This is a genomic window from Streptococcus oralis subsp. oralis (assembly GCF_000960035.1).
GTDB lineage: Bacteria > Bacillota > Bacilli > Lactobacillales > Streptococcaceae > Streptococcus > Streptococcus oralis_G.
The window spans coordinates 1,189,765-1,202,199 of record NZ_JYGR01000005.1 but is presented as its reverse complement, the minus strand read 5'-3'; the positions used below and the strand labels follow the sequence as shown (position 1 = coordinate 1,202,199).

11 protein-coding genes, 1 riboswitch and 1 other annotated feature are annotated in these 12,435 nt (G+C 44.0%); of the genes, 7 read left to right on the top strand and 4 right to left on the bottom strand.

The features are described from left to right. Nucleotides 1-32 precede the first annotated feature (32 nt). The 4 genes from TZ92_RS09150 to TZ92_RS09135 all read right to left on the bottom strand — a co-directional run bounded on the left by TZ92_RS09150 (nt 33) and on the right by TZ92_RS09135 (nt 3,452). A complete protein-coding gene (locus TZ92_RS09150; RefSeq protein ID WP_001171653.1) occupies nt 33-1,295 on the bottom strand; it encodes a nucleobase:cation symporter-2 family protein in 1,263 nt (420 codons plus the stop codon). Beyond that, on the bottom strand, nt 1,295-1,876 hold the full coding sequence (locus TZ92_RS09145; protein WP_033630140.1) for a xanthine phosphoribosyltransferase: 582 nt from the start codon (nt 1,874-1,876) through the stop codon (nt 1,295-1,297). Before TZ92_RS09145 ends, TZ92_RS09150 begins: the two co-directional genes overlap by 1 nt. A 121-nt stretch (nt 1,877-1,997) precedes the next feature. Continuing rightward, a riboswitch (purine riboswitch) is annotated at nt 1,998-2,093 on the bottom strand. 133 nt (nt 2,094-2,226) lie between these two features. Continuing rightward, complete coding sequence (locus TZ92_RS09140; protein WP_033630139.1) at nt 2,227-2,613, bottom strand: bleomycin resistance protein; 387 nt, start codon at nt 2,611-2,613, stop codon at nt 2,227-2,229. Nucleotides 2,614-2,624: 11 nt separating this feature from the next. Further along, entirely contained in the window at nt 2,625-3,452 is an 828-nt protein-coding gene (locus tag TZ92_RS09135) for an exodeoxyribonuclease III (RefSeq protein WP_033630138.1), read from the bottom strand. Between the two features lie 133 nt (nt 3,453-3,585). On the opposite strand from TZ92_RS09135, the gene TZ92_RS09130 reads away from it, so the two are divergent. The 7 genes from TZ92_RS09130 to trpB all read left to right on the top strand — a co-directional run bounded on the left by TZ92_RS09130 (nt 3,586) and on the right by trpB (nt 11,934). After that, the gene (locus TZ92_RS09130) at nt 3,586-4,041 is read left to right on the top strand and encodes a DUF3290 family protein (protein ID WP_033630137.1); all 456 of its coding nucleotides are present in this window, start codon (nt 3,586-3,588) and stop codon (nt 4,039-4,041) included. Then, complete coding sequence (locus TZ92_RS09125; RefSeq protein ID WP_000174434.1) at nt 4,038-4,673, top strand: DUF421 domain-containing protein; 636 nt, start codon at nt 4,038-4,040, stop codon at nt 4,671-4,673. Before TZ92_RS09130 ends, TZ92_RS09125 begins: the two co-directional genes overlap by 4 nt. A 206-nt stretch (nt 4,674-4,879) precedes the next feature. Further along, complete coding sequence (locus tag TZ92_RS09115; RefSeq protein ID WP_033630135.1) at nt 4,880-6,625, top strand: ABC transporter ATP-binding protein; 1,746 nt, start codon at nt 4,880-4,882, stop codon at nt 6,623-6,625. Continuing rightward, nucleotides 6,615-8,357 carry an ABC transporter ATP-binding protein gene (locus TZ92_RS09110; RefSeq protein WP_033630134.1) on the top strand — a complete coding sequence of 581 codons (1,743 nt, stop codon included), beginning with the start codon at nt 6,615-6,617 and terminating at the stop codon, nt 8,355-8,357. Before TZ92_RS09115 ends, TZ92_RS09110 begins: the two co-directional genes overlap by 11 nt. Before the next feature lie 104 nt (nt 8,358-8,461). Then, nucleotides 8,462-9,154, top strand: coding sequence for a sugar transferase (locus tag TZ92_RS09105; protein WP_033630133.1), 693 nt, complete (start codon nt 8,462-8,464; stop codon nt 9,152-9,154). 42 nt (nt 9,155-9,196) lie between these two features. Beyond that, nucleotides 9,197-10,426, top strand: coding sequence for a DegT/DnrJ/EryC1/StrS family aminotransferase (locus tag TZ92_RS09100; protein WP_033630132.1), 1,230 nt, complete (start codon nt 9,197-9,199; stop codon nt 10,424-10,426). A 329-nt stretch (nt 10,427-10,755) separates the two neighbouring features. Next, on the top strand, nt 10,756-11,934 hold the full coding sequence (gene trpB, locus TZ92_RS09095; RefSeq protein WP_000208449.1) for a tryptophan synthase subunit beta: 1,179 nt from the start codon (nt 10,756-10,758) through the stop codon (nt 11,932-11,934). Beyond that, nucleotides 11,926-12,156: a binding site (T-box leader), on the top strand. (Overlaps the previous gene by 9 nt.) Nucleotides 12,157-12,435 lie beyond the last annotated feature (279 nt).

The window sequence follows — 12,435 nt, the reverse complement described above, 5'->3', positions numbered from 1 at the left end:
ATAAACAAAAAAGAGGCTCGCACCTCTTTTTCTTATTTCTTTTTCCGGTTTAGGACGGCATTGAGTACAATGGCAAGTAGGCTGGCTACGACGATTCCGTTTGAGAAGAACATTTGGAAGGCTGTTGGCATGCTGACAAAGAGATTGCTATTGTTGAGTCCGACACCTGCAGCGATTGAGACAGCTGCGATAAGGAAGTTGTGCTCATTGTTAGCAAAATCAACGCGGGCGAGGATTTGCATCCCTTGAAGGGAAACAAAACCAAACATCACCAGCATGGCCCCTCCAAGGACAGGGCTTGGAATGATTTGGGCGAGGGCACCAAACTTAGGAAGGAGTCCAAGGAGGACTAGGAAACCAGCTGCGTAGTAGATTGGCAGACGGGTCTTGATACCTGATAATTTAACCAAACCAACGTTTTGTGAAAATCCTGTGTAAGGGAAGGTGTTAAAGATTCCTCCGAGAAGTACGGCTAAACCTTCTGCACGGTAACCGTTACGCAGGCGCGTGCTGTCGATTGGGTCTTTCGTGATATCAGACAAGGCTAGGTAAACACCAGTTGACTCAACCATAGACACCGTTGCAATGATACACATCATGACGATGGATGAGATTTCAAAGGTTGGCACCCCAAAGTAGAGGGGAGTTGGAACATGGACAAGCGGAGCCGCCGCAACAGGGGAGAAATCTACCAAGCCCATGGTAGCAGCAATGGCAGTTCCAACGACCAACCCAATCAAAATAGAAATCGACTTGATAAATCCTTTGGTAAAGATGTTGATCAAGAGGATAATCAAAACAGTGATAGCTGCAAGCAAAAGGCTTTGACCAGTTGGCTCTGGGACATTATTTCCCATATTTCCGATAGCGACAGGAATTAAGGTTAAACCAATCGTAGTAATGACAGAGCCCGTTACGATAGATGGGAAAAGATTGGCTACTTTTGAGAAAATGCCTGAAATCAGAACCACATAAATCCCTGAAACGATAAGGGCACCAAACATAGCACCGCTACCGTGGCTTTGCCCAATCATAATCAAAGGAGCAACCGACTGGAAGGCAACCCCGAGAACGACTGGTAGTCCAATCCCAAAGTATTTGTTGAGTTGGAGTTGAAGGAAGGTGGCCACCCCACACATGAAGATATCTGTGGAGATCAGGTAGGTCAACTGCTCAGCTGAATAGCCAAGAGCTGTCGCAATCATGATGGGAACCAGGATAGAACCTGAGTACATGGCTAGTAAGTGCTGCAAGCCAAGAACGGCTGCTTGCGAGTGTTTTTCTTGTTTTTGCATTAGAGATCTGCCTCCTTAAATACGACCTGACCATTTTCAAAACGTTCCAAACGAGCGAGTGATAGAACTGGATAGCCAGCTTTCTCGAGCAAATCACGACCATTCTGGAAGGATTTTTCGATAACAATACCGATGGCTTCGACTTTTGCTCCGGCCTGTTCGATGATTTGGATCAAGCCTTTGGCAGCTTGTCCATTGGCTAGGAAATCATCGATAATCAAGACCTTGTCCTCATGTGAGAGGAATTTCCCAGCGATGGAAACCGTGCTCGTTACCTGCTTGGTAAAGGAGTAAACCTCAGCAGTTAAGATGCCTTCGTTCATAGTGATGTTTTTAGCTTTCTTTGCGAAAATCATGGGAACATCTAAGGCTTCAGCTGTAAAAACAGCTGGGGTGATCCCTGAAGCTTCAATCGTTACAACCTTGGTAATTCCAGCAGACGCAAATTTTTTCGCAAAAACCTTACCAATCTCCCGCATCAAACGATAGTCAACTTGGTGGGTTAAAAAGGAATCTACCTTGAGGATGTTGTCACCCAAGATATGCCCATCCTGAAGGATGCGCTCTTCTAATAATTTCATAAGGCCTCCTAAAGTCTAAAAGATACTTCATTTGTTTGTCTAGAGTTTCTACTATAGTAATAGAAAAAGGACCTACTTAATCCCCTAAGTAAGTCCCCAAAATAGGCATGGCCAAAACCATGCCTTCAGCTGACATACTCATTGTTAGGTGTTCCGGCACCTTGTAGAAACGTCGTGCCAATTCACGACATAAACAAGTAAAATGATATTCAATTTTAAATAGGCTGCTGCCAATGTTTTTATTTTACACCAATTAGCTTTATAAATCAAATATTTTGTTAGCAAATAGATCATAAAAGCGAACGAATAAAAGGCTGTAAGGCTAGAAAGTATTGTAGCCTTTTATTCTTCTATTCGCTAAATCTTAAAAAATAGCCATCTGGATCCAAGACTGCAAATTCGTGAGGATAGATGTAGTGATCCCCAACACGAAAAGTTCTCTTAGTCAAAGGACGATAAATAGGATAGTCAGCTTCCAGCAGTTTTTGGTGGAGCTGAGGGACATCTTCAATGCCAAAGGAAATATTGACACCGCGCCCGAAAGGATAGGTTAGTTGGGCTAATTCTTCTTTGCTGCCTTCTTCTAGCATAAGTTGGCAGTCATCAAGCGAGAGGAAGAGAAATTTCTCCTCTGGACGCTCGTATTCGACAGAAAATCCCAGCAAGTCGCAGTAGAAGTGGCGTGACTTTTCGAGGTCAGATACTACAAATTCAGGAATGACAGCTTGATAGTCCATTAGCTTTCTCCTTAGAGTTCAATTTCCAATACAATCGGCGTATGGTCTTGACGCGCACCCGAGTCAATCATGTCAGACTTAGTCACCTTGTCAGACACGCGGTTGCTAGTGAGCCAGTAGTCGATTCTCCAGCCTGTATTGTTGATTTTAGAAGTCTTGCTGCGTTGCGCCCACCAAGTGTAACGTTCTGGGACATCGCCGTGAATGTGGCGGAAGGTGTCAGTAAACCCAGTTGCCAAGAGGTTGGTAAATCCAGCACGTTCCTCGTCGGTAAATCCAGGTGAACGACGATTGCTGGCAGGATTTGCAAGGTCGATTTCCTTGTGAGCTACGTTATAGTCTCCGGTCGCAAGGACTGGTTTTTCTTTGTCTAGTTGCGCCAAATACTCAGCGTATTTGACATCCCAGACTTGACGCTCTTCCAAGCGTTTGAGCCCATCACCAGCGTTTGGTGTGTATACTTGGGTTACGAAAAATGCATCAAATTCCAAGGTGATGATGCGGCCTTCCAAGTCCATGGTAGAAGGAGCACCGATTTCTGGGAAGCTAATCGTTGGTGTGAGTTCTTTCTTATAAAGGAACATGGTTCCAGCGTAGCCTTTGCGAGCAGGTTCTTGAGAGGAACGCCAAGTGTTTTCATAACCTGGGAAGAGTTCTTCAAGTACTTCTAGGTGTTTCTTTGTAGGGCCCTTGGCAGAAAGCTTGGTTTCCTGGATAGCGATAATATCAGCATTTTCGGCTACCAAGGTTTGTAGGACTTCTTGGGACAATTTTGCACGAGCTGAGTCGCTTGTTAGGGCTGCATTGAGGGAATCAATATTCCATGATATGAGTTTCATAAACTTACCTTTTTCATTCAGATTACAGACTATATTATACCAAAAAAAGGCGCATTTCCCCAACGTATGGTTTGAAAAATCACCCTCTTTCGTTTATAATGAAGAATGATTTTATGAAAGGGAGTGAAAATACATGAAATTCTATTCTTATGACTATGTCCTCAGCCAAATTGGTCAGCAAAATGGCATCATGCTTGGTTTAGGGATTGTCCTATTAGCTGTGACAGGATTTTTAACTTTCAAGGCTTACCATGATAAAAAGGGGACCAAGTTTCGTGAGTTGGTCATGATTTCAGCCTTGACCTTAATAGCTCTCCTTTTGGTCAGCATCACGACTTATCAAAACAACCAAGTATCTAATAATAAATTTCAAGCTTCACTTCATTTCATCGAGCTTGTTTCCAAAGAATTGGGAGTAGACAAGTCAGAGGTTTATGTCAATACTTCTGCCGACACTGATGGCGCACTTATCAAGGTCGGAGATCGCTATTACCGTGCCTTGAACGGAAGTGAGCCAGACAAGTACCTGCTAGAGAAAGTCGAATTGTATAAAACAGATGCAATTGAACTGGTGGAGGTGAACAAATGACACTCAATTATATCGAAATTTTAATCAAACTAGCCTTGGGTCTCTTTTCTCTGGTTTTTGTAATCAATGTGACAGGAAAGGGTAACCTAGCGCCTAACTCTGCAATAGATCAAATTCAGAACTATGTACTCGGGGGGATCATCGGTGGGGTGATTTATAATAGCGCCATCAGTATCCTTCAGTATGCAGTCATCTTGATCATGTGGACCATTCTGGTCTTGACTCTCAAATGGCTGAATAATAATGTTCACTTTGTGAAACGTTTGATTGATGGGAAGCCAACCCTGCTCATCAAAAATGGGAAGATTGATCCAGAAGCCTGCCGTTCAGTTGGTTTATCAGCAGCGGACGTAGCACTTAAGCTCCGTAGCCAGGGAATTTTCCAAATGAAACAAGTCAAACGCGCTATGCAGGAACAAAACGGTCAACTCATCGTAGTCCAAATGGGAGATGAGAATCCCAAGTATCCTGTTGTCACAGACGGTGTGATCCAAGTCGAAATTTTGGAGACCATTGGTCGGAGCGAAGAATGGCTGCTTGATAACCTCAGCAAACAAGGGTATGACAATGTTGCCAATATCTTTATCGCTGAGTATGACAAGGGTGTCGTCTCAGTCGTAACTTATGAATAAGAAAAACCTGGGGTCTTGTACTCTTCAAAAATCAAATTCAAACTGCGTCAACGTCGCTTTGCCGTATGTAGGTTACTGACTTCGTCAGTTCTATCTACAACCTCAAAGCAGTGCTTTGAGCAGCCTGCGGCTAGTTTCCTAGTTTGCTCTTTGATTTTCATTGAGTCTTGGCCTCAGGTTTCCATTTGCAATCAGAAAGGGATTTTATGTCCATTATTCAAAAACTCTGGTGGTTTTTCAAGTTGGAAAAGCGCCGTTATTTAGTCGGAATTGTGGCCTTGGTCTTGGTTTCCGTCCTCAATCTCATTCCCCCCATGGTCATGGGACGGGTGATTGATGCCATCACTGTAGGACAATTAAGTCAGCAGGAACTGCTTGTGAACCTCCTTTATCTGCTTCTTGCAGCTTTGGGTATGTACTATCTACGCTATGTTTGGCGCATGTATATCCTTGGCACCTCCTACCGTCTGGGGCAGATTATGCGATCTCGCTTGTTTGAGCATTTCACAAAAATGTCGCCAGCCTTTTATCAGACCTATCGAACGGGGGACTTGATGGCACATGCCACCAATGATATCAACGCCTTAACCCGTTTAGCAGGTGGAGGTGTTATGTCTGCGGTGGATGCTTCTATCACGGCACTGGTGACTTTGCTGACCATGCTTTTTAGCATTTCATGGCAGATGACCTTGGTTGCTATTCTTCCCCTGCCTTTTATGGCTTATGCGACCAGTCGTCTAGGGAGAAAGACCCACAAGGCCTTTGGCGAGTCACAGGCAGCCTTTTCTGAACTCAATAATAAGGTACAGGAGTCCGTATCAGGTATCAAAGTGACCAAGTCTTTCGGTTATCAAGCGAACGAGCTGGAGTCTTTTCAGGAAGTTAATGAATTGACCTTCCAAAAGAACCTGCAAACCATGAAATACGATAGTCTCTTTGACCCCATGGTTCTCTTGTTTGTTGGTTCCTCCTATGTGTTAACCCTTTTGGTCGGCTCTTTAATGGTTCAGAAAGGGCAGATCACGGTTGGAAATCTGGTTACCTTTATCAGCTACTTAGATATGCTGGTCTGGCCTCTTATGGCCATTGGCTTCCTCTTTAATATCACTCAGCGAGGGAAGGTTTCTTACCATCGAATTGAGGATCTTTTATCTCAGGAATCACCTGTACAAGACCCTGAGATTCCTCTGGACGGTATTGAAAATGGGCGCTTGGAGTACGCCATTGACAGCTTTGCCTTTGAAGATGAGGAGACACTAAGGGATATTCACTTTAGTTTGGAAAAAGGGCAAACTCTGGGCTTGGTCGGTCAGACAGGCTCTGGGAAAACGTCCTTGATCAAACTGCTCCTACGTGAGTACGATGTGGATGAGGGAGCTATTTACCTAAACGGTCACGATATTCGTGACTACCGTCTGACAGACCTTCGCAGTCTCATGGGCTATGTCCCTCAGGATCAATTCCTCTTTGCGGCCTCTATCCTAGACAATATCCGTTTTGGTAATCCTAATTTGTCGCTCTCAGCAGTCGAGGAAGCTACGAAGCTTGCGCAGGTTTACCAAGACATTGTTGACATGCCCCAAGGATTTGATACCCTCATCGGTGAAAAGGGAGTCAGTCTTTCTGGTGGGCAAAAGCAGCGTCTGGCCATGAGTCGGGCTATGATTTTAGATCCTGATATCTTGATTTTAGATGATTCCTTGTCCGCCGTGGATGCCAAGACGGAGTATGCGATCGTCGACAATCTTAAGGAAACGCGTAAAGACAAGACAACCATCATCACTGCCCATCGTCTCAGTGCAGTTGTCCATGCAGATCTGATTTTGGTTCTGCAAAATGGTCAAATTATCGAACGGGGTAGACACGAAGACCTGCTAGCCCTGGATGGCTGGTATGCCCAAACCTACCAGTCTCAGCAGTTGGAAATGAAAGGAGAAGAAGATGCAGAATAAACAAGAACAGTGGACTGTGTTAAAGCGCCTACTGTCCTATCTCAAACCCTATGGTCTTCTGACCTTTTTAGCTCTGAGCTTTCTCCTAGCGACTACGGTCATTAAAAGTGTGATTCCCCTTGTAGCTTCCCACTTTATCGACCAGTATCTCAGCAATCTCAACCAACTTGCTGTGACCGTTTTACTAGTCTACTATGGTCTTTACATCCTACAAACTCTAGTTCAGTATGTTGGCAATCTTCTCTTTGCACGGGTGTCCTACAGTATTGTCAGAGACATTCGTCGGGATGCTTTTGCCAATATGGAAAAACTGGGCATGTCCTATTTTGACAAGACACCAGCTGGCTCTATCGTCTCTCGTTTGACCAATGACACCGAGACCATCAGCGAAATGTTTTCAGGGATTTTATCCAGTTTTATCTCAGCAGTTTTCATCTTTCTGACAACTCTGTATACCATGTTGGTACTGGATTTTCGTTTGACAGCTTTAGCCTTGCTCTTTCTTCCTTTGATTGTCCTTTTGGTCAATCTCTATCGGAAAAAGTCAGTCAAAATCATCGAGAAAACTAGAAATCTCTTATCAGATATCAATAGCAAACTAGCAGAAAGTATCGAAGGAATCAGGATTATCCAGGCATTTAATCAAGAGAAGCGTCTGCAGGCAGAGTTTGATGAAATCAACCAAGAACACTTGGTCTATGCCAACCGTTCTGTGGCCTTGGATGCCCTCTTTTTGAGACCTGCCATGAGTTTGCTGAAATTGCTAGGCTACGCCGTTTTGATGGCTTACTTTGGTTACCGTGGGCTTTATCTGGGAATAACGGCCGGAACCATGTATGCCTTTATCCAGTATATCAATCGTCTCTTTGATCCCTTGATTGAGGTGACGCAAAACTTTTCAACCCTTCAAACTTCTATGGTTTCTGCAGGCCGTGTTTTTGCCTTGATTGATGAGAGGACCTATGAACCCCTTCAAAAGGATAGCCAAGCAAAGATTACAGAAGGCAATATTCGGTTTGAGCATGTGTGTTTCTCATATGATGGCAAACACCAGATTCTGGATGACATTTCTTTTTCTGTTAACAAGGGCGAAACCATTGCCTTTGTGGGGCATACAGGTTCGGGGAAATCATCTATTATCAATGTCCTCATGCGTTTTTATGAATTTCAGTCAGGGCGAGTTCTCTTGGATGATGTGGATATCCGAAACTACAGCCAGCAAGAATTGAGAAAGAACATCGGTCTGGTTCTGCAGGATCCCTTCCTCTATCATGGAACTATCAAGTCCAATATCGCCATGTACCAAGATCTTAGTGATGAAGAGGTCCAGGCTGCAGCTACTTTTGTCGATGCAGATTCCTTTATTCAAGACCTTCCGCAGGGCTATGATGCTCCTGTTTCCGAGCGTGGTTCGAGTTTTTCTACTGGACAGCGCCAGCTTCTTGCCTTTGCCAGAACAGTTGCTAGTCAGCCTAAAATCCTGATTTTGGATGAAGCGACAGCCAATATTGACTCTGAAACAGAAAGTTTGGTTCAAGATTCCCTAGCTAAGATGAGACAGGGGCGGACAACCATTGCCATCGCTCATCGTCTTTCAACTATTCAAGATGCCAACTGTATCTACGTTTTGGACAAGGGGCGCATCATTGAGAGTGGAACCCATGAGGAACTCTTGGCCTTGGAAGGAACCTATCACAAGATGTATAGCTTGCAGGCAGGTGCCATGTCATAAAGAAGAATTCCTCTAAATCACAGATTTCTTGCACCGCCTTTTCCATTTTGTGGTATAATGAAAAATGTTGACAAATAGTATAATAAAAACAAAGGAGAAACAGCATGCTGAAATGGGAAGCCTTGCCCGTGGAAATGCAATCAAGCGAGGTTGAGTCTTACTACCAGCTTGTCTCTAAAAGGAAGGGTTCGCTGATTTTCAAGCGTTGCCTGGATTGGGTTCTGGCCCTGTTTTTGCTACTTTTGACTTCTCCCGTCTTTCTTATCTTGAGCATTTGGATCAAGTTGGATAGCAAGGGACCAGTCATTTATAAGCAAGAGCGCGTGACCCAGTATAACCGTCCGTTCAAGATTTGGAAGTTCCGTACTATGGTAACGGATGCGGATAAAAAAGGAAGTCTGGTGACTTCTGCTAACGATAGTCGCATTACCAAGGTGGGAAATTTTATTCGCCGTGTGCGCTTGGACGAACTGCCTCAGTTGGTCAATGTTCTTAAAGGCGAAATGTCCTTTGTTGGGACAAGGCCTGAAGTGCCACGTTACACAGAGCAGTATAGTCCTGAAATGATGGCGACCTTGCTCTTGCCGGCAGGAATCACCTCTCCAGCCAGCATCAACTACAAGGATGAGGATACGATCATCAGTCAAATGACGGAGAAAGGTCTAACGGTTGATCAGGCCTATGTCGAACACGTCCTACCTGAAAAGATGCGCTATAACCTCGCCTATCTCCGAGAGTTTAGTTTCCTTGGAGACATCAAAATCATGTTTCAAACCGTGTTTGAGGTACTAAAATAAAGTAGTCATGAGAAAATGAGTACAGATAAAAGGAGCAAATCAATGCCAAATTACAATATTCCATTTTCACCACCTGATATTACCGAAGCTGAAATTGCTGAAGTAGCAGATACCCTTCGTTCTGGTTGGATCACAACAGGTCCGAAGACAAAAGAACTGGAGCGTCGCTTGTCTCAATACACACAGACGCCTAAGACTGTCTGCCTCAACTCTGCGACAGCCGCTCTTGAGTTGATTTTGCGTGTGCTTGAAGTGGGACCTGGTGATGAAGTCATCGTTCCAGCTATGACCTATACAGCTTCATGTAGTGTCATCACTCACGTAGGAGCAACCCCTGTCATGGTCGATATCCAAGCAGATACGTTTGAGATGGACTATGACCTGCTTGAGCAAGCTATCACTGAAAAGACTAAGGTGATTATTCCAGTAGAGCTTGCAGGGATTGTTTGCGACTATGACCGTTTGTTCCAAGTTGTGGAGAAAAAACGTGACCTCTTTACAGCTGCTAGCAAGTGGCAAAAGGCCTTTAACCGTATCGTGATTGTCTCTGATAGTGCCCATGCTTTGGGATCCACTTACAAAGGGCAACCAGCTGGTTCTATCGCTGACTTCACTTCCTTCTCTTTCCATGCTGTTAAGAACTTTACAACTGCTGAAGGTGGAAGTGCCACTTGGAAAGCCAATCCAGCGATTGACGACGAAGAGATGTACAAGGAATTCCAGATTCTTTCGCTTCATGGTCAAACTAAGGATGCTCTTGCCAAGATGCAACTGGGTTCTTGGGAATACGATATCGTTACACCAGCCTACAAGTGCAACATGACGGATATCATGGCTTCCCTTGGTTTGGTACAATTGGACCGTTACCCAGCTTTGCTACAACGTCGTAAGGACATCGTGGACCGCTATGATCGTGGTTTTGCTGGTTCTCGCATTCATCCATTGGCACATGAAACGGAAACTGTTGAGTCAAGTCGTCACCTCTACATCACTCATGTTGAAGGTGCGAGTCTCGAAGAACGCAATCTCATCATCCAAGAATTGGCCAAAGCAGGAATTGCAAGTAATGTACACTACAAACCGCTTCCTCTCTTGACAGCCTATAAGAATCTTGGCTTTGATATGGCAGGTTATCCAAGAGCCTATACCTTCTTTGAAAACGAAATTACGCTCCCTCTTCACACTAAATTAAGCGATGAAGAAGTAGACTATATCGTTCAGACTTTGGTGAGAATTTCCGAAGAAATCCTTGATTCTGGAAAAAAATCATAAAAAATCTTGACAAAGATAGAACAATAACATATAATATTCTCAACAAATCAGAAAAGTAACTATTTTTGATCTTCAGGGAGCCTGTGGTGATTGTGAACAGGTGGTTGGAAGTAGTAAAAGTGGGCTGATTTTAAAAATGAATTTGAAACAATGAAAATTCGGTGCGCACACCTTACAGTGCAACTTGTTGTTAGACAAGGCAGAGATGTAAAGGGGAATAGTCCCTTTATAATTGAGGTGGCACCGCGTTACCAACGCCCTCACACAGAATCCAATCTGTGTGTGGGCTTTTTCATATCTTGAAATCAATACTGAAAGAGGAAAATTTTATGACAACTAAAGGTTATTTTGGACAATTTGGTGGTAGTTTTGTACCGGAGCCGATTCAGGCTTTGTTGGATGAGTTGGAAGTGACATTTGACAAGTACAAGGATGATCCAGAATTTTTGGCAGAATTTCGCCATTACTTGAAGGATTATTCAGGTCGCGAAACACCGCTTTATTTTGCGGAAAGTTTGACAGAACACTTAGGTGGAGCTAAGATTTATCTTAAACGTGAAGACCTTAACCATCTTGGTTCTCACAAGCTCAACAACGTTTTAGGGCAAATTCTTCTTGCCAAACGTATGGGTAAAAAACGAGTGATCGCAGAAACAGGAGCTGGTCAGCACGGTGTTGCGACAGCAGCGGCTGCAGCTAAGTTTGGTATGGCCTGTGATGTCTACATGGGAGCAGAAGATGTGGAGCGTCAACGACTCAATGTCTTCCGTATGGAGATGATGGGAGCGACTGTTCACGCAGTTGAAACGGGGACACGAACTCTTAAGGATGCGGTTGATGCAGCCTTTGGAGCATGGATGAATGACCTTGAAGCCTTCTACGTTTTGGGATCTGCTGTAGGGCCTCATCCTTATCCTACAATCGTTCATGAATTCCAAAAGGTCATCAGTGAAGAATCTCGCCGTCAAATCTTAGAAAAAGAAGGCCGTTTACCAGACTACGTCATTGCCTGTGTAGGTGGTGGTTCCAATGCTATTGGAGCTTTTTCACAGTATGTGGCTGATGAAGAAGTCAAATTGGTTGGGGTCGAAGCTGCCGGTCACGGACTTGACACAGACAAGCATGCAGCCACTATGACAAAGGGTAGTGTCGGAATTGTTGACGGAATGAAGACCTATGCAGTCTTTAAGGAAGATGGAGAGCTGGCGCCAGTTTACTCTATCTCAGCTGGTTTGGACTATCCAGGGGTTGGTCCAGAACACGCCTACTTTAAAGATTCTGGCCGCGTAGAATACGTGGCAGCGACAGATGAAGAAGCTGTTCAAGCCTTGCTCCTTCTTAGTAAGACAGAAGGGATTATCCCAGCGATTGAAAGTTCGCATGCCATCGCAGAAGCAGTTAAACGTGCACCGAAACTAAGTAAAGATGAGATTATCATCATCAATGTCTCTGGTCGAGGAGACAAGGATGTAGCTGCCATTGCAGACTACCTTGAAGCTAAAAAATAAAAGATGGAAAAGATACAGAGATTTCTCTCACAGAGAGCTTGTGGTTGCTGAAAACAAGCAGAGAAAACTGTAAGATTGGGTCCATTTGAAACGAGAGAAGAAAACATAATTCTCAAGGGAGTGCCCTTTATTGCACAGCCTGTTACAGGAAGTTTCTGAGACAGGAATGAGAGATAGGAGAAATCCTATAATTGAGGTGGCACCGCGAATTTCGTCCTCACGCAAGTTATTTTGCGTGGGGATTTTTATATATTTATCGTAGATATGGCTATCAGTTTTAAATTATGCTTCATCACTAGATAGATTTCTATAAAATATTTGCTAACGAAGTGAGCATTGACCCGCTATTTCCCGCTATAGTGGTATTCTAGAGAAGCAAAGATGCTTCTCTAGAACGGAATTTTTGAGACCTAAGTCTCGAAAATTAGGGATGAAATTTCGGAGAAAGTTGCTCCCGTCCGCACTATTTAAGGGAAATAGAAAAAAGACCAAAAATTAAAA